Source organism: Mesorhizobium sp. 113-3-9, from assembly GCF_016756515.1.
Classification (GTDB): Bacteria; Pseudomonadota; Alphaproteobacteria; order Rhizobiales; family Rhizobiaceae; genus Mesorhizobium.
This window is the reverse complement of the sequence record NZ_AP023246.1, coordinates 1,997,256-2,013,290: the sequence shown is the minus strand read 5'-3', so window position 1 is coordinate 2,013,290 and position 16,035 is coordinate 1,997,256. Positions and strand designations below refer to the sequence as shown.

General features: G+C 63.5%; 17 protein-coding genes. 8 read left to right on the top strand and 9 right to left on the bottom strand.

Annotation, left to right across the window (positions count from 1 at the left end):
* Positions 1-126 precede the first annotated feature (126 nt).
* Positions 127-1,182, bottom strand: coding sequence for a sugar phosphate isomerase/epimerase family protein (locus tag MesoLj_RS09740; protein ID WP_140772161.1), 1,056 nt, complete (start codon positions 1,180-1,182; stop codon positions 127-129).
* Between the two features lie 401 nt (positions 1,183-1,583).
* Between MesoLj_RS09740 and MesoLj_RS09735 the strand changes: the two genes are divergently transcribed.
* Genes MesoLj_RS09735 through MesoLj_RS09715 form a run of 5 tightly spaced genes read left to right on the top strand, consistent with a single transcriptional unit; the run spans position 1,584 to position 5,846 of the window.
* The gene (locus MesoLj_RS09735; protein WP_140772162.1) at positions 1,584-2,471 is read left to right on the top strand and encodes a sugar phosphate isomerase/epimerase family protein; all 888 of its coding nucleotides are present in this window, start codon (positions 1,584-1,586) and stop codon (positions 2,469-2,471) included.
* A gap of 60 nt (positions 2,472-2,531) precedes the next feature.
* Entirely contained in the window at positions 2,532-3,701 is a 1,170-nt protein-coding gene (locus MesoLj_RS09730) for a mandelate racemase/muconate lactonizing enzyme family protein (RefSeq protein ID WP_056568326.1), read from the top strand.
* A 2-nt stretch (positions 3,702-3,703) separates the two neighbouring features.
* Positions 3,704-4,420: a FadR/GntR family transcriptional regulator gene (locus tag MesoLj_RS09725; RefSeq protein ID WP_056568322.1), complete on the top strand. Its 717-nt coding sequence runs from the start codon at positions 3,704-3,706 to the stop codon at positions 4,418-4,420.
* Positions 4,421-4,422: 2 nt separating this feature from the next.
* Positions 4,423-5,415 carry a hydroxyacid dehydrogenase gene (locus MesoLj_RS09720; protein WP_446720305.1) on the top strand — a complete coding sequence of 331 codons (993 nt, stop codon included), beginning with the start codon at positions 4,423-4,425 and terminating at the stop codon, positions 5,413-5,415.
* A 41-nt stretch (positions 5,416-5,456) separates the two neighbouring features.
* Positions 5,457-5,846 carry a hypothetical protein gene (locus tag MesoLj_RS09715; protein ID WP_202325862.1) on the top strand — a complete coding sequence of 130 codons (390 nt, stop codon included), beginning with the start codon at positions 5,457-5,459 and terminating at the stop codon, positions 5,844-5,846.
* Positions 5,847-5,871: 25 nt separating this feature from the next.
* Here MesoLj_RS09715 and MesoLj_RS09710 read toward each other — a convergent pair whose 3' ends face one another.
* A complete protein-coding gene (locus tag MesoLj_RS09710) occupies positions 5,872-7,167 on the bottom strand; it encodes an amidase (protein ID WP_202325861.1) in 1,296 nt (431 codons plus the stop codon).
* A gap of 200 nt (positions 7,168-7,367) precedes the next feature.
* On the opposite strand from MesoLj_RS09710, the gene MesoLj_RS09705 reads away from it, so the two are divergent.
* A complete protein-coding gene (locus MesoLj_RS09705) occupies positions 7,368-7,715 on the top strand; it encodes a GFA family protein (protein ID WP_202325860.1) in 348 nt (115 codons plus the stop codon).
* Positions 7,716-7,731: 16 nt separating this feature from the next.
* On the opposite strand, the gene MesoLj_RS09700 is transcribed toward MesoLj_RS09705, so the two are convergent.
* Positions 7,732-8,640 carry an SDR family oxidoreductase gene (locus MesoLj_RS09700; protein ID WP_202325859.1) on the bottom strand — a complete coding sequence of 303 codons (909 nt, stop codon included), beginning with the start codon at positions 8,638-8,640 and terminating at the stop codon, positions 7,732-7,734.
* Between the two features lie 98 nt (positions 8,641-8,738).
* Between MesoLj_RS09700 and MesoLj_RS09695 the strand changes: the two genes are divergently transcribed.
* On the top strand, positions 8,739-9,317 hold the full coding sequence (locus MesoLj_RS09695) for a TetR/AcrR family transcriptional regulator (RefSeq protein WP_202325858.1): 579 nt from the start codon (positions 8,739-8,741) through the stop codon (positions 9,315-9,317).
* A 37-nt stretch (positions 9,318-9,354) separates the two neighbouring features.
* Here MesoLj_RS09695 and MesoLj_RS09690 read toward each other — a convergent pair whose 3' ends face one another.
* The gene (locus tag MesoLj_RS09690; protein WP_202325857.1) at positions 9,355-10,569 is read right to left on the bottom strand and encodes an MFS transporter; all 1,215 of its coding nucleotides are present in this window, start codon (positions 10,567-10,569) and stop codon (positions 9,355-9,357) included.
* Positions 10,570-10,660: 91 nt separating this feature from the next.
* Here MesoLj_RS09690 and MesoLj_RS09685 point away from each other — a divergent pair, with 91 nt between their 5' ends.
* On the top strand, positions 10,661-11,647 hold the full coding sequence (locus tag MesoLj_RS09685; RefSeq protein ID WP_202325856.1) for an AraC family transcriptional regulator: 987 nt from the start codon (positions 10,661-10,663) through the stop codon (positions 11,645-11,647).
* A gap of 48 nt (positions 11,648-11,695) precedes the next feature.
* On the opposite strand, the gene MesoLj_RS09680 is transcribed toward MesoLj_RS09685, so the two are convergent.
* The 5 genes from MesoLj_RS09680 to MesoLj_RS09660 are packed head-to-tail and all read right to left on the bottom strand — an operon-like array spanning position 11,696 to position 15,968.
* Positions 11,696-12,781 (bottom strand): ABC transporter ATP-binding protein, encoded by a 1,086-nt coding sequence (locus tag MesoLj_RS09680; RefSeq protein WP_202325855.1) that lies wholly within the window; start codon positions 12,779-12,781, stop codon positions 11,696-11,698.
* Positions 12,781-13,884 (bottom strand): ABC transporter ATP-binding protein, encoded by a 1,104-nt coding sequence (locus MesoLj_RS09675; RefSeq protein WP_140772180.1) that lies wholly within the window; start codon positions 13,882-13,884, stop codon positions 12,781-12,783. Before MesoLj_RS09675 ends, MesoLj_RS09680 begins: the two co-directional genes overlap by 1 nt.
* Positions 13,881-14,105 (bottom strand): hypothetical protein, encoded by a 225-nt coding sequence (locus MesoLj_RS09670; RefSeq protein WP_140772182.1) that lies wholly within the window; start codon positions 14,103-14,105, stop codon positions 13,881-13,883. Before MesoLj_RS09670 ends, MesoLj_RS09675 begins: the two co-directional genes overlap by 4 nt.
* Positions 14,102-15,061: a carbohydrate ABC transporter permease gene (locus MesoLj_RS09665; protein WP_056568289.1), complete on the bottom strand. Its 960-nt coding sequence runs from the start codon at positions 15,059-15,061 to the stop codon at positions 14,102-14,104. Before MesoLj_RS09665 ends, MesoLj_RS09670 begins: the two co-directional genes overlap by 4 nt.
* 1 nt (position 15,062) lies before the next feature.
* Positions 15,063-15,968 carry a carbohydrate ABC transporter permease gene (locus MesoLj_RS09660; protein ID WP_056568286.1) on the bottom strand — a complete coding sequence of 302 codons (906 nt, stop codon included), beginning with the start codon at positions 15,966-15,968 and terminating at the stop codon, positions 15,063-15,065.
* Between the last annotated feature and the right edge of the window lie 67 nt (positions 15,969-16,035).

Here is a 16,035-nt window from a genome sequence, read left to right as displayed (position 1 = left end):
ACCTCTCCTCGAGGAGGGGTCGATCCGCGCAGCGGATCTGGTGGGTCGTAGAGGCGGAGTTCGGCACGAACCGACCCCACCCGGCCCTTCGGGCCACCCTCCCCCTCGGGGGAGGGACAAGCCGCGCTAGATGCCCATCATCGCGCGCAGCAGCTTCTTGTCGGTGGTGCCGCCGGCAAAGTCGTCGAATGCCTTTTCCGTCACGCGGATGATGTGGTGCTGGATGAAGGGTGCGCCTTCGGCCGCGCCGTCTTCGGGATGCTTCAGGCAGCACTCCCACTCCAGGACCGCCCAGGAATCATAATTGTACTGCGTCAGCTTGGAGAAGATGCCGCCGAAATCCACCTGCCCGTCACCGAGCGAGCGGAAGCGGCCGGCGCGGTTGGTCCAGCTCTGATAGCCGGAATAGACGCCTTGCCGGCCGGTCGGATTGAACTCGGCGTCCTTCACGTGGAACGCCTTGATGCGCTCGTGGTAGATGTCGATGAATTCGAGATAGTCGAGCTGCTGCAGGAGGAAGTGCGACGGGTCGTAGTTGATGTTGCAGCGCTTGTGGCCGCCGACCGCATCGAGGAACATCTCGAAGGTGGCGCCGTCGAACACGTCCTCGGAGGGATGAATTTCGTAGCCGACATCGACGCCATTGTCCTCATACACATCGAGGATCGGCTTCCAGCGTTTGCCGAGTTCGCCAAAGGCCTCCTCGATCAGTCCGGCCGGCCGCTGCGGGAAGGGGTAGAGATAAGGGAAAGCCAGCGAGCCGGTGAACGACACCGAGGCGTCAAGCCCGAGATTGCGCGATGCCTTGGCGCCGAACTTCATCTGCTCGACCGCCCATTTCTGCCGCGCCTTGGGATTGTTGTGGACCGAGGCCGGTGCGAAGCCGTCGAACTGCGTATCATAGGCCGGATGTACCGCCACCAACTGCCCCTGCAGATGCGTCGACAGTTCGGTGATCTCGACGCCGGCATCGGCACAGATGCCCTTGACCTCGTCGCAATAGGTCTTGGAAGAGGCTGCCTTCTTGAGGTCGAACAGGCGCCCGTCCCAGGTCGGGATCTGCACGCCTTTATAGCCGAGACCGGCGGCCCATTTGGTGATCGAGGCCAGCGAATTGAATGGCGCCGCGTCACCCGCGAACTGCGCCAGAAACAGCCCAGGGCCCTTCATTGTCGTCGGCATCGGCATCCTCCCTCATTTTGTCGCGACCAAGCATAGCGCCGATTGGAAGCAGGGCCAGCCATTTTGGTCTTTTCGCACCGGGCGCTTTGCAGGCACTGCCATTCTGGTATTACCAAATAGCGAAATTTGGTCAAGCCTCGCAATGCATCTTCAAAGCCGTCGGCACACCCGAAATATCGTCATATATCGCAATACAATCAATGGAATAATTCGCACAAAAAGTTGCGCTTGCGCACTTCTTGCCGTTCCAAGCAATTTGCTGTAGACCTCGCTTCAGGCCCAATTGGTCGAACCAGTTTGCAGGAAAAGGCTGGGGGTGCCTTGGGGAGGAACCCTTGCGTCGCCTTTCGGCGATGCATGTCGCAGGCAAACCATACGGACGAATTTGGGAAGGACAGACCATGCATCTTTCGACGCACAACTGGATGCGCGCGGAACCCCTGGAGACTACCCTCAAGCGCATCAAGAAGTTCGGCTATGAGTCGATCGAGATTTCCGGTGAGCCCGAACAGTACAAGACCAAGGAGACGCGGGCGCTGCTGAAGGAGCATGGCATCCGCTGCTGGGGCGCGGTGACCTTGATGCTGGGCGAACGCAACCTTGCCGCCAAGAACCAGGGCCAGCGCGAGCGCTCGGTGCAGTACGTCAAGGACGTGCTGACCATGGTCAGCGAACTCGACGGCGAGATCATCACGCTCGTCCCCGCCACCGTTGGCAAGGTGGTGCCGGACGGCACCGAGGAAGAGGAATGGAAGTGGGTGGTCGACGCGACCCGCGAGTGCTTCACCCATGCCAAGAAGGTCGGCGTCAAGATCGCCGTCGAACCGCTCAACCGCTTCGAGACCTATCTGTTCAATCGCGGCGCCCAGGCGCTGGCGCTGGCCGATGCCGTGAGCCCCGAATGCGGCGTCTGCCTCGACGCCTACCACATCCACATGGAGGAATTTAACGTCTACGACGCCATCCGTAAGATCGGAAAGCGGCTGTTCGACTTCCATGTCGCCGACAACAACCGCTTCGCCGCCGGCCTCGGCCAGATCGACTGGCCGAAGATCGTCGCCACCTTGAAGGAAGTCGGCTACGACGGCGCGCTGACCAATGAGTTCGTCGCTCCGGTCGACCGCACGCCGGCGGCGCCCTATCCCGAAATGGTCGAGCGCCACCCGGTTGATATCTCGCCTGAGCAGCTGAAATTTATCCAGGATCACGGCTCCAGCGTGCTGACCGAGAAATTCTACACCGACCAGATGCGCATCACCGCCGAAACGCTGCTGCCGCTGATCAAGTAGTCGACACTTTTTGGGAAATTTGCCCTTCCGCCCTGACCGGCGGCAGGGCTGGGGAAAAACATGCGCATCAAGACCGTCCAAGCCTGGTGGGTCCGCATCCCGATCGAAGCCGCTCGGCAGCACCGCAGCGACTTCGGCCAGGTGACGACCTTCGACGCCGCCATCCTGCGCATCGAAACCGATGACGGGCTGGTCGGCTGGGGCGAAGGCAAGAACGCCGCCGGCAGCGCCGGCAGCTACGGCGCCCTCGTCCACATGCTGAACCATGAGGTCGGCCCGCAGCTGATCGGCCGGGATCCGGCCGATATCGGAATCATCTGGGAGATGCTCTACAACGGCGTGCGCCACGACAGTGCCGCGCGCACCGGCCACGCCATGCCGCAGCTCGCCCGGCGCGGCATGAGCATCGCCGCCATCAGCGCGATTGACATCGCGCTCTGGGACATCCTGGGCAAGTCGCTCGGCGTGCCGGTCTGGCGGCTGCTCGGCGGCCGCAAGGTCGACCGCATGCAGGCCTATGCCTCGGGCGGCTGGGCGTCCGCGGATGCCATCGGCGAGCAATTGAAATCCTACATAGCCCGGGGCGGCTTCAAGGCGCTGAAGATGCGGGTCGGCGCCATGGATGGGGCAGCACACGTCTCCGCCGCCCGTGTGCGCGCCGCACGCCAGGCGCTCGGCCCCGATGTCGAACTGATGGTCGACGCCCACGGCACCTATACGGTGGCGGAAGCCAAGCGCTTCATCCACCTTGTCAACGACCTCGATCTCGCCTGGTTCGAGGAGCCGATCATTGCCGACGACAAGCCGGGCATGGCGGAAGTGCGGGCCTCCGGCGCTGTTCCGATCGCCACCGGCGAGAGTGAGGCGACGCGTTACGCCTTCCGCGATCTTGCCGTGCTCAAATCAGCCGATATCTTCCAGCCCGATCCCGCCTTCTGCGGCGGCATCAGCGAGGCGATGAAGATCGGCACCATCGCCAGCGCCTTCAATCTGCGCTTTGCGCCACATCTGTGGGCCGGCGCGCCCTGCTTCTTCGCCGGCTTGCATGTCTGTGCCGCCTCGCCGTCGAGTTTCATCGTCGAATATTCGCTCGGCGCCAACCCGATGATCCATGATCTGATCGAAGAGACTGTCGAAGCAACGGACGGTATGATAGCGATCCCGGAAAAGCCTGGATTGGGGTTCACCATTTCTGAGCGATTCCTGGAGGCGCACGCGCAACGCAGTTGACGATGAAAGAAAAGAACCTCCTCGCGGAACTCGCCGCCTATCTGTTCTCCCACTCGGACAGCGAGACCGGCCGCACGCCGTCGGAGCGTGAACTGGCCGAGCATTTCGGCGTCAGCCGCGGCCAGATCCGCGAGGCTCTGGCCATTCTGGAAGCCATGCGCATCGTCGAGCGTCGGGCGAAGTCCGGCATCTACATCGACACCAAGCAGGCGAGCGTCGAGGCGCTGGCCCTGTTCGCGCGCGCCGGCCTGCCGCTCGATCCGTTGCAGATCTACGAGACGGTCGAGCTACGCAAGATCCACGAAATCAAAGCCGCCGAGCTTGCCTGCTCGCGCGCCACCGAGGAGAATTTCGAGCGGCTGCGCGAAATCCTCAAGGCTTCCGAGGAGCGCATCGCCGCCGGCGAAGGCCTCGCCAAGGAAGACCGCGAGTTTCACCTCGAGATCGTTCGCGCCACCAAGAACAGCGTCTTCCACAACATCTGCAGCGTCTATTATCTGATGGGCGAACAGCGCCTGCCGATCTACTTCAACGATCCCGAACGCAGCGTGCGCTCGCATGCCGAGCACGTGCAGATCTACGAGGCTCTGCTGCGCAGAGACGGCAATCTCGCCCAGGCGCTGATGAGTGCCCACCTTCAAGGCGCGGAGAGCTATTGGAAGGGGCTGATCGAGGGCGGCAACGCGGTTGCCGCGAGCCCGGCGCTCGAAAAGGCCTGACCGTGGTCCAGTCCGTGCCAAAGATCCTGTCGACCCATCCGCTGCACCCGCGCGCCTCGGCCAAGCTCGCCGGCGCCGGTCAACTCGTCATCGCTTCGGCCCTCGATGCCGCCACCTTAACCCGGGAGGCGAAGGATTCCGACATCGTCATCGTGCGCGCGTCGCTGCCACCAGCCCTGTTCGAGGGTGCCTGGAAGCTGCGGGCGGCGATCCGCCATGGCGCCGGGCTCGACATGATACCAATGGAAGCGGCGGCCGCCGCCGGCGTGCTGGTGGCCAACGTGCCGGCGGTCAATGCGCGCTCGGTCGCGGAACACGTCATGTTCACCGCACTGGCGCTGCTGCGGCAATTCCGCAGGGTCGACCGCGACCTGCGCGCCAAAGGCTGGCTCGCCGGACGCGAGCATGCCAACGCCAATATCGAGCTTGCCGGCAAGACCATCGGCATCGTCGGCCTCGGCGCCGTCGGCCAGGCCGTCGGCCATATCGCGGCGCATGGTTTCGACCTGAAGGTGGTGGCAACGACGCGCAGCATGCAGCCGGCGCCGGACAAAGTCGGCTTCCTGTCGATCGACGCGCTGGTAGAGCAGAGCGACATCATCGTGCTCTGCTGTCCGCTGACGCCGGAGACGCGTGGCCTGATCAGTCGTGAGCGCATCGCCCGCATGAAACCCAACGCGCTGCTGATCAACGTTTCGCGTGGGCCGGTCGTCGATGACGACGCCCTGATCGAGGCCTTGCGGGAGCGCCGCATCGGCGGCGCCGCGCTCGATGTGTTCTCGACGCAGCCGCTGCCGTCCAATCATCCCTATTTCGGCTTCGACAACGTCATCATCACCCCGCATATGGCAGGGATTACCGAGGAATCGATGATGCGCATGGGCGTCGGCGCGGCGGGCGAAGCCTTGCTGGTGCTGGCCGGCAAGCTGCCGGTCAATCTGCGCAATCCCGAAGTTGTCGATCATTACCGGAGCCGGTTTCCGCTCGACATCTAGAGCATCGCGGTTTCGCCCCAATTCTTCGCGACGGTGCGGCCATGTCCGGTCTTCACCTCGCATTTCTGATTGCCGCAGCCTCGTCCATCTGCGCCTTGCCGACAGTCGCCGCAGCCGAGAGCAGCTATGTCTATTGTGACAATGGGCTGCGCTGCTTCAAGGCGCCCTGCCCATCGAACAGCGCGCTTGATCTTGCCACTGGCACGATCATCAAGGGTGTGTCGATCGACACCAGCGGCTTGCCGCAGGCCGACAAGGCGATAACGGATCAGTCCGACGTGCTGTACAGCGGGGAGATCGTCGTCAGGGGCTCGATCGAGCACCGCACCCAGACCATCACCGGTAAGGATTACAGCCTGCCCTGGCTGGTCGCGACCCGCATAGTACGCACCGCCAAGGACAGCGAACGCAAGCATTGCTCGTCACACTGATCCGCAATTCGCGGCTCCCTGCCGATCAACCAGCCAGCAGCCTCTCCACTTCGGCGGCAATCCGCAACAGATGCCGATCGTGGCCATTGCGCGCGACCAGCATCAGTCCGGCCGGCAGCGCCATATCAGGCATCGGCAGCGAGATCGCGCAGAGGTCGAACTGGTTGGCGACCTGTGTGTTGCGCAACAGCAGGCCTTCGACGTGGTCGCGCAGCTCGGCATTCTCGGCCATGGAGACGATGGTCGGCGCCGTCACCGGCGTGGTCGGCAGAACCAGCACATCGACCGACGCCAGCCGCTCATCCATGGCGGCGACGAGCGCGCGGCGGCGGCGCAAGGCCCTGATGTAGACCGGCACCGGCAGCATCGCCGCTCGCGACAAAGGCCCGCTGACATGCGGGTCGACCGGCGCCGATGCGCCTGTCGCCAGCCAGTCGGCATGCACCTCGGCCCCTTCCATGGCAGCGATCGAGCCACGTTTGGTCGCCGCGCGCAGATCGGCAATCATGTCGTCGATCGACAGATCCGCAATGCGCGCGCCAGCCTGTTCGATCTTGCCGAGACAACGCTCGAACGACGTCATGACCTCACCTTCCGTGTCGCCGAAAAGAACGCCGCGCGGCACACCAACGCGAAGTCCCGCGAGCGATACGGCCACCAGCTCGGTCGGCACCTCGCCGGCCATCACGGCATCGGTGGCGGCACATTGCGCGACGGTTCGGGCAAGCGGCCCGATCGAGTCCAAGGTGCCAGACAGCGGAAAGGCGCCGGCCAGCGGCACGCGCCGCGCCGTCGGCTTGAAGCCGACGACGCCATTGAGCGCGGCAGGAATGCGGATCGACCCGCCGGTGTCGGATCCGATCGAGACGTCGCTCGTCCCCTCGCCGACGGAAACGCCGGCGCCGGACGACGAACCGCCGGGGATGCGGGTGGCGTCAACGGCATTGCCTGGCGTGCCGTAGTGCATGTTGTCGCCGATCGCGGTGAAGGCGAATTCGGTCATGTTGGTCTTGCCGATGATGACCGCACCGGCTTGCCGCAGCCGGCGGACGATGGCGGCGTCATCCGACGCGGGCGCGGCGGTTCTGAGCATCAGCGAGCCCGCCGTCGTTTGTTCGCCCGCGACATCGAACAGATCCTTGATCGAGACGATGGTGCCGTCGAGCGGCCCAAGCGTCACACCGGCGCGCTTACGGGCATCGCTGGCGTCCGCCACGGCCCGCGCGGGTTCGGCATAGAGCCTGGTGAAGACCTTCTCGTCGGCCGCACGATTGGCAAGACGTGACAGGATGATTTCGAGACGGTCACGGATGGATTGCATGTCGATGTCGGACTCCGCCAGAATGCAACGTCTTTAAAGCAATTCCAGGAAAAGTGTGTGCGGTTTTCCCCGGGCAAAGCACATGGCGCTTTGCCCTTGGGAATTGCGAAAAAACAAAGACTTAACGCAGCCGGTTGGGCCTGCGAAAGGGATAACCCGGCCAGCGTGCCTTTGCACCTGCCAGCGATAGGAAGATACTGATGCTGTACAAAGGCAGCTGTCACTGCGGCAAGGTCGGCCTGGAATTCAAGGCGGAACTGACCGGTGCCATCAGGTGCAATTGTTCGATTTGCTCGCGCAAGGGCGCCTTGCTGTGCGCCATCCCGCATGAGAGCCTGACCGTCCTGGCCTGGGGCGATGATCTGGGCACCTACACATTCGGCAACCACACCATGGCGCACCGCTTCTGCCGCACCTGCGGCATCCACCCTTTCGCCGAGGATCTCCGCGAAAGCGGCGAACGCAACGCTTACATCAACCTCAACTGCGTCGCCGATATCGACCCGTCCACCTTGCCGGTCTTCGATTTTGACGGGCGTTCGGCCTGAGCGACTCCAGATCGCATCACCGATAGCCCGTTGCGTCGGCTGGCTTGCCGGCGTCCTGCACCTCCGGCACATAGCGCCAGGCATCGGGCCGCGAACCGTCGAGGTCGGTAAAGCCGTAGACTCGCGCCAGCCCGCCGCTGGATAGCGACTGCCCGTTCCAGCGTGAGCGATCAGGATCCGCAGCCAACGCGGCAACGGCGCGCCCAACGAAGCGCGGCGTCTCCGAAATGACGAAATGCGGCACCGTCGCGGTTGCATCACGCCAATTTTCCTCGCGTACTCCAAAAGCCTCCAGCATCATCTCCGATCGCAGCCAGCCGGGCGTCAACGAGACTGAGGTGGCTCCGTGTTTCGCAAGGTCCTTGGCATGGGCCCAGGCCATGCGGTTCACCGCGACCTTGGCGAGATCGTAGAAAGGCGACAGGCGGTAGTGATCGGCATTGTATTCGGCGGTGCCGTCCGTGACTTCGACCAGCAGCCCGCCCGGCTGCTCGATCATGAGGGGCAGCGCATGGTGGGCGGTGATCAGATGGGTGTCTATGGCCAGACGCAGCATGCGCAAACCGTTCTCCAGATTGTGGTCCCAGACTGGCTTGTCCCATTCGAAGAGCTTCTCACCGCCCCAGATGTCGTTGACCAGGATATCGAGACGGCCCTGTTCGGTGCGGATGCGCTCGACCAGCCTGCGCACATCGTCGGACACGAGATGGTCGACCTGCACGGCGATGCCCCTGCCGCCGGTCGCTGTGACCATTTCCGCCGTCTCCTCGATTGTTTCGGGCCGCGCATACTCCGATTGCTGCGCGCGCGTGCTCCGCCCGGTGACATAGACAGTGGCGCCGGCAGCGCCGAGCTCGACCGCTATGCCGCGCCCGGCACCTCGTGTGCCACCGGCAACCAGAGCAACTTTTCCTTGCAACGTCATTGAACTCTCCCAAGAACGGCACGCATCGATCAAATAAGGATGGCTTGCGCCACATCCATCATATATAAATGATCGTTCGGTTATAATGGAATGTCAAGATGACCCGTCCCAAGACCCAATCCGACGAGCAGGTACTGGAGAGCGCATTGCGGCTGATGCACGAGCATGGCCCGGAGGCGCTTACCTTCGAGCGCCTGGCAAAGGCCTGCGGCCTCTCCGGTGCAACACTGGTGCAGCGCTTTGGCAATAAGGCGCGGTTGAAGCAGCGCACCTTGCTGCATGCCTGGGACGGCCTCGACGACAGGACCAGGATGCTGGCCGCCAGCGTGCCCAAGACCCCGGCCGGCGCCATTGAATTGCTGGTGGCGTTGTCGCAGGGCTATGGCGGCATCGAAGCCTATGCCGAAGGCCTGCTCGTCTTGCGCGAGGATTTGCGAGACCCCGTGCTCAGGACGCGCGGTGCGGCCTGGAAGACAGCCCTTTGCAAGGCACTGGCGGCTTGTTTCGCGGCAACGCCCACACCTCCGCGGGACATCGGCCTGCTGATGGCGTCGCACTGGCAAGGCTCCCTCCTGTGGTGGAGCTTCGATCCGGCAGTTGAAGTCGCCACCTATATCGAGGACAGCCTCAACCGCTTCGTTGCCGCCATCACAACGGCAGCGGCCCGAGAACCATGATGGTTCTCGGGCCGCTGGGCAGGTCAGGGATGGGAGACTATTCGGCCTGCTTCGGGCCACGCAGGAACACGACGATCGCCGCCAGCAGCGTTGCGATGCCGCAATAGGCGAAGGCGCTGGCCACGCCGGTATGGTCGACCAGCAAGCCGCCGAAGACGGCGCCCAGCGCGATCGCCACCTGGAAGGTCGCCACCATCAAGCCGCCGGCACTTTCGGCCTGGTCCGGCGCTGCCCGCACCAGCCAGCTCTGCAGCCCGACCGGCACCGCGCCGAAGGCAAAACCCCAGGCGGCGACGGCGGTGGCGGCAATCGTCGGCGAGGCGCCAAAGATCAGCATCGAGGCGGCGGCCAGCGCAATCAGCAAGGGCGCCAGGGCAACGGCCGCCTTGAGGTTACGCTCCGCCAGGATGCCGCCGGCGATATTGCCGAAGAAACCGCCTACGCCATAGGCCAGCAGCACCAGCGAGATCGTCTCGATGTCGAGCACCGGCACCTTTTCGAGGAAGGGGCGCACATAGGTGAAGCCGGCAAAATGCCCGGACGCGACCAGCAGCACGACCAGCAGCGCCACCCGGATCGACGGCCGCTCCAGCACATCGAGCAAGGTGCGGAAGCTTGCGACACCCACCGGTGGCAGCTTCGGAATGGTGGCCAATTGCACCAGCAGCGCCAAGGCGCCGACGATGGTGGCAATCATGAACGCCGTGCGCCATCCCCAGATGTCGCCGACATAGGCGCCGACCGGAGCGGCGGTGACGGTGGCCAGCGAGACCCCGGTCAGGATGATCGACATGGCGCGCGGCATCAGCCGCATCGGCACCAGCCGCAACGCCATGGCCGCCGACATCGCCCAGAAGCCGCCGAGCGCAACGCCGAGCACGACGCGGGCAAGCAGAAGCATGGACAGCGATGAGGCAAAGGTGGCCAGGAGGTTGGACAAGATGAGGAATGCCGTCAGCATCCACGTCACGAACCTGCGGTCCATGCGCCTTGTGATGATGGCCATGGTGGGCGCTGCGATGGCGCCGACTATGGCGGTTGCCGTCACCGCTTGCCCGGCCACGCCTTCGCTGACACCGAGATCGCGCGCCATCGGCGTCAGCAGGCTGGCGGGCAGGAATTCGGCGGTGACGAGGCCGAAAACGCCAAGCGCCAGCGAAACCACGGCACCCCATGCCGGCTCGGCTCGCTCATCGGTTTCTGTGGGGTTCAGAAGTGCGGCGTCGATGACGCCTGTCGCGGGTTCGGCCATGGTCAGTCTCCGATTTGTTTGCGGCGCAACATTTGGCTGCGATGCAACATAGGGAGTGACGGGTTGGAGTTTCCATGCTAGAAACCCCATCATGCATGACCGTTCGTCCAAAATCCCGATTACCGGCGACCCGCTGACTGACATATTGCGGGGCCTGCGTCTCGACGGTGTCGAGTATGGCCGCTGCGAAATGAAGGAGCCTTGGGGTATCCAGTTCCCGGCTCAGCCCGGAGCGCGGTTTCATTTCATCGGCCGCAAGGGCTGCTGGCTCAAGCAGCCATCCGGCGAATGGGTGCAGCTCAATGCTGGCGACGCGGTGCTGCTTCCACGAGGCGAGGCGCATGTGCTGGCCAGCGAACCCGGGGCGCAGGCCTGGCCGATCCATGGCTACGAGCTCGAGGAAGTCTGCAAGGATGTCTATTGCACGTCAAACGCGGAGATGTGCGACAAGAATTGTCAGCCCGGAACGCTGCTTTTCTGCGCCGCGATGTATTTCAACATCGACGGCCTGCACCCCCTGCTCGGCATGATGCCGGACGTGATGCGCACGCACGAGCTGGAAGCCTACGAGCCCGGCATTCCACACCTGCTGGAGTCCATGGCGCGCGAAGTGACGATGGAGCGTGTCGGCTCCGGCGGCATCCTGGCACGGCTGGCCGATGTGCTTGCCGCCACCGTCATCCGCTCCTGGGTCGAACGTGGTTGCGGCGACTCCTCCGGCTGGATCGCCGCGGTCAAGGACCGCGACATCGGTCGCGTGCTGGCCGCCATCCATCTCGAACCTGACCATGACTGGACGGTCGAGTCGCTGGCCCGGATGATGGGCGCCTCGCGCTCGGGTTTTGCCGAACGTTTCGCCACCATCGTCGGCGAAACGCCGGCAAGATATGTCACCCAGGTCAGGATGCATCAGGCGCGTCAGTGGCTGGTCCGCGACCGGATGAAAATATCAGTCGTTGCCGCCCGCCTTGGCTATGAATCGGACGCCGCCTTCAGCCGTGCCTTCAAGCGGGTCATCGGCGCGGCGCCCAGCCACCTTCGCGCCGAGGAACAGGCCGAAGTCCGCCAGGCCAGTTGAGCCAGTATCCTTCGTAGCAAGGCTACCCGGCTGATCAGAAACAGCGCGTCACCCGGCGTGGCGCAAGCTGACACCGCTGCCCTTGTCGAACAGCACCACCTTGTCCGGGTTCCAGGCAAAACGCACCGGCTGTTCGATCGCGACATCGGTCCTGGCCGGCACCGTTGCGCGCAGTGTTGTGTCGCCGACGCGCAGCGTCAGGATCTTCTCGACGCCATGATTTTCCACGTCATGGACACGCGCCTCGACCGGAGCGCCGCTTTCCAGATAGACATCTTCGGGACGGATGCCGAAGACGAGCGGGCGACCGTCGGTCGCCGCACTCGTCTTGGCTCCCCCAGAAAGCGGCAGCTCGAAATTCATCGGTGCCATCACCGCGCGGTTGTTGACCAGCTTGCCGTCGATGAGGTTCATCGGCGGCGAGCCGACGAAGCTTGCCACATAGGTGTCGCGCGGGTTGTTGTAGATCTCGTGCGGCGTGCCGGTCTGGACGATGCGGCCATGGTTGAGCACGCCAACCTTGTCGCCCATCGACATCGCCTCGATCTGGTCGTGGGTGACGAACAGGAACGTGGCGCCGAGCTGTATCTGCAGGTTCTTCAGTTCCGTGCGCAGCGCCTCGCGCAATTTGGCATCGAGCGCCGACAGCGGCTCGTCCATCAGGAACACGCGCGGCTTGCGCACGATGGCGCGGCCGATCGAGACGCGCTGCATCTCGCCGCCGGACAGGCGGTCGGTCTTGCGGTCGAGCAAGTGCTCGATGCGCAGTGTGCGGGCAGCGCGGTCGACGCGGTCCTTGATCTCGGCATCGGGCAGCCGGCGGATCTTCGGCTTCAGCGGGAATTCGAGGTTTTCACGCACCGTGTAGCGCGGATAGAGCGAATATTGCTGCAGCACCAGCGCCACGTCACGTTCGGCCGCGCCCCAGTCGGCAACGTCGACGCCGTCGATGAGGACCTGCCCCTCGCTCGGTTTCTCGAGGCCTGCGATCAGCCGCAGCGTCGTCGTCTTGCCGGCGCCCGTCTCGCCGAGCAACACGAAGAACTCGCCATCGGCGATGTCGAGATCGAGCCCGGTCAGGGCCGTGTGATTACCGAAACTCTTGGAGATATTCTTGAGCTGGATATGGGCCATCACAATCTCACTTCCAGCGACTTGCCGCTTGCCTTGTCGAAGAAATGCGCCTGCGTCGGATCGATCCGCGCAAAGACCTTCTCGCCGGGCCCCGAGATGAAGCCGCTCTTGGTACGGGCGCGCAGCATCTTGGAGCCGACCTTCAGGTCGACGATATCGAAGGACCCCAGCGGTTCGACGATCTGCGTCTCGACGGCCATGAAGCCGTCGGCCGCGTCACGGCGAATGAGCACGCCTTCCGGACGGATGCCGAGCGCCAGCTGGCCGCCGGCATGGCCGTTGAGCTTCGACAGCAGAGCGCGCGGAAACTCGAAGCCGGTGGCCGCGTCACCGACCGTCACCGATGCGGACGCGGCTTTCTCGGCCACCGCCGCGTCGGCGACATTCATCACCGGGCTGCCGACGAATTGCGCCACGAACAGATTGGCCGGGCGCGAATAGACCTCGTCGGGCGTGCCCACCTGCTGCAGCACGCCTTCATGCATGATGACGATGCGGTCGGCGAGGCTCATCGCCTCGATCTGGTCGTGCGTGACATAGATCGTGGTCGAGCCCTGCTTGATGTGCAGCCGCTTGATCTCGGCCCGCATCTCCTCGCGCAACTTGGCATCGAGCGCGCCGATCGGCTCGTCCATCAGCATAGCCTTCGGCCGCCGCACCAGCGCCCGGCCGATGGCGACGCGCTGCATGTCGCCGCCCGAAAGTGCCGATGGCTTCTTGCCGAGCAGATCCGATATCTGCAGGGTCTTGGCGACCGAGCGCACCTCGCTGTCGATCTCGGCCTTGCTTTTGCGCGTGGCGCGCAAGGGGAAGGCGATGTTCTCGTAGACGCTCATATGCGGGTAGAGCGAGAACGACTGGAACACCATGGCGATGTCGCGGTCGGCGGCCTTCAGATGCTGGACCGGCTTGCCGTCGATGAGGATGTCGCCCTCGTCGATCGTCTCCAGCCCGGCGATCGCGCGCAGCGTCGTCGTCTTGCCGCAGCCCGATTGGCCGAGCAGCACGATGAACTCGTTGTCGGCAATCTTGAGGTTGAGGTCCTTGATGACCTGGACGGCGCCGAAGAATTTCTGCACGCCGCGAAGCTCGATCTGGGTCAATGCTCTGCTCCCGGATTTCGCGCGGCATGGCCGGTGCCGGCTTCCTCCTCAGGCGCGATTTTCGAGGTGATGTTGAAGCCGATCAGCCCGATCAGGATGATGGTCAGGCCATATGTGTGCAGCAGCATGTTCCAGGGCTGGCAGAGTGCCACGATGCCGAGCACCATGAGCACCTGCGAACCAGGCTCCAGATATTTCTGATTGATGGCGCGAAAGCTCATTTGCGGATCGCTCCGAAGGACATGCCGCGCAGCAAATGATTGCGGAGCAGGAAGGTGAAGATGGCGACCGGCAGCAGGAACAGGAACGTTCCGGCGGCGATCACCGTCCAGTCGGGCAGGCCGGAGCCGACCTGGCTGGGGATGAAGGGCGGCGCTGTCTGCGCACGGCGATTGGTCATGATCAGCGCGAAGGCATATTCGTTCCACGCTGTGATGAAGCAGAACACGGCAGTGGCGGCGATGCCGGTGGCGGCCTCCGGCAGCACGATCTTGAAGAAGGCCTCCATGCGCGTGTAACCGTCGACGAGGGCCGCTTCCTCATATTCTTTCGGAATCTCGTCCATGAAACCCTTCATCAGCCAGACCGAGAAGGACAGGTTGAAGGCGGTGTAGAGAATGATCAGGCCGATATGGGTGTCGTTGAGGCCGACCGCGCGGTACATGAGGAACATCGGGATCGCCACCACCACCGGCGGCAGCATGCGTGTCGACAGGATGAAGAAGAGCAGATCCGCCTCCCCCTTCACCTTGAAGCGCGAGAAGCCGTAGGCGGTGAACGTGCCCATGCCGACCGCCAGCACTGTCGAGGTGATGGCGATGATCAGCGAATTCAGGAAGCGGCTCGGATAGCCCGACCACTGCACCTGGCCTTTGCCGTCGCGCACGATCTTCTCGCCGCCATCGAAAACGACCCGCTCCCACCATGGCGCCGCCGCGTATTCTTCGGGCGTCGGCGGGCTGCGCAATTGCGAGCGCTTGGTAAACAGCTTCACGAAAGGCGAAATCTCCGGCTGGAAGACGACCGTCGGCGGGATGGTCGTGGCCAGGTTGCGCGGCTTGAATGCCGTCGAGGCGATCCAGTAGATTGGGGCAAGGAAGATGATCGTCACCACCAGCACGGCGACGATGGCGACGCGGTTGAAGCCGATCTCGGAAGAAGTGCGGACGGCGGCCATCTCAGCGCTCCTTCACCTTGTTGAGGTATTTGACGTAGATGTTGGTGATGGCCAGCACCATGATCAGCACGATGTAGGCCATCGCGCAGGAGCGCCCGGTCTGCCATTCCTGGAACGCCATCTTGTAGAGCCGGATCGAGATCAGTTCGGCCGTCGGCTGGCTGGTCAGGATGTAGGCGAGGTCGAAAGTCTTGAACGCTTCCATGGTCCGGAAGATGACCGCGATCATCAGGATCGGCGCCACCAGCGGCAGTGTGATGCGGAAGAACGTGTAGAACGGCCCGGCACGGTCGATCGCGGCGGCCTCGTAGAGATGTTTCGGCACCGCCGAGAGACCCGCCAGCGACAACAGCATGACGAAGGGCGACCACATCCAGATGTCGGTCAGCGCGACGGCGTAGAGCGCCATCTTGGGATCGGCCAGCCACTCGAAATTGCCGAGCCCCAGCGCATAATTGATGACGCCCCATGATGGGTCGTAGAGAAGCTTCCAGAACAAGCCGACGACAGCCATCGACAGCATCATCGGCAGCAGCAGCAGCGTGGTGATAAGGCCCTTGAGCGGGATATCGCGGTTGAGCAGCATCGCCACGCCGAAGCCGACAAGCAGCTGGCCGGCGACTGAGATGATGACGTATTTCGCCGTGATGGCGAAATTGGACCAGACATAGGGGTCGTTGAGCAGGTCGCGATAGTTCTGCAGCCCTACGAAATTCGCCGGCGCGTTGGTCGAGGCGCGGAAGTCGGTGAAGGAATAGCCAAGCGAATAGATCAGCGGAAAGATGTTGAAGACGATCAGGAACAGGACCGTCGGAACAATGAAGAGGTTGCGGATCGAAATGTCGCTCAGGCCGCGCGTGGCCGCCCGCGAGGACCTGTCCAGCGTTGTGATCATCGTGGTCGCCAAGACCCCTCTCCCATTTGCAGAAAAAGAAACGGAGGAGGCACCAACGCCCCCTCCGTGAGGCATGATT

Coding starts and splice junctions, on each gene's coding strand:
- MesoLj_RS09740 (WP_140772161.1), bottom strand. CDS start 1,182: ATGCCGACGACAATGAAGGGCCCTGGGCTGTTTCTGGCGCAGTTCGCG.
- MesoLj_RS09735 (WP_140772162.1), top strand. CDS start 1,584: ATGCATCTTTCGACGCACAACTGGATGCGCGCGGAACCCCTGGAGACT.
- MesoLj_RS09730 (WP_056568326.1), top strand. CDS start 2,532: ATGCGCATCAAGACCGTCCAAGCCTGGTGGGTCCGCATCCCGATCGAA.
- MesoLj_RS09725 (WP_056568322.1), top strand. CDS start 3,704: ATGAAAGAAAAGAACCTCCTCGCGGAACTCGCCGCCTATCTGTTCTCC.
- MesoLj_RS09715 (WP_202325862.1), top strand. CDS start 5,457: ATGTCCGGTCTTCACCTCGCATTTCTGATTGCCGCAGCCTCGTCCATC.
- MesoLj_RS09710 (WP_202325861.1), bottom strand. CDS start 7,167: ATGCAATCCATCCGTGACCGTCTCGAAATCATCCTGTCACGTCTTGCC.
- MesoLj_RS09705 (WP_202325860.1), top strand. CDS start 7,368: ATGCTGTACAAAGGCAGCTGTCACTGCGGCAAGGTCGGCCTGGAATTC.
- MesoLj_RS09700 (WP_202325859.1), bottom strand. CDS start 8,640: ATGACGTTGCAAGGAAAAGTTGCTCTGGTTGCCGGTGGCACACGAGGT.
- MesoLj_RS09695 (WP_202325858.1), top strand. CDS start 8,739: ATGACCCGTCCCAAGACCCAATCCGACGAGCAGGTACTGGAGAGCGCA.
- MesoLj_RS09690 (WP_202325857.1), bottom strand. CDS start 10,569: ATGGCCGAACCCGCGACAGGCGTCATCGACGCCGCACTTCTGAACCCC.
- MesoLj_RS09685 (WP_202325856.1), top strand. CDS start 10,661: ATGCATGACCGTTCGTCCAAAATCCCGATTACCGGCGACCCGCTGACT.
- MesoLj_RS09680 (WP_202325855.1), bottom strand. CDS start 12,781: ATGGCCCATATCCAGCTCAAGAATATCTCCAAGAGTTTCGGTAATCAC.
- MesoLj_RS09670 (WP_140772182.1), bottom strand. CDS start 14,105: ATGAGCTTTCGCGCCATCAATCAGAAATATCTGGAGCCTGGTTCGCAG.
- MesoLj_RS09665 (WP_056568289.1), bottom strand. CDS start 15,061: ATGGCCGCCGTCCGCACTTCTTCCGAGATCGGCTTCAACCGCGTCGCC.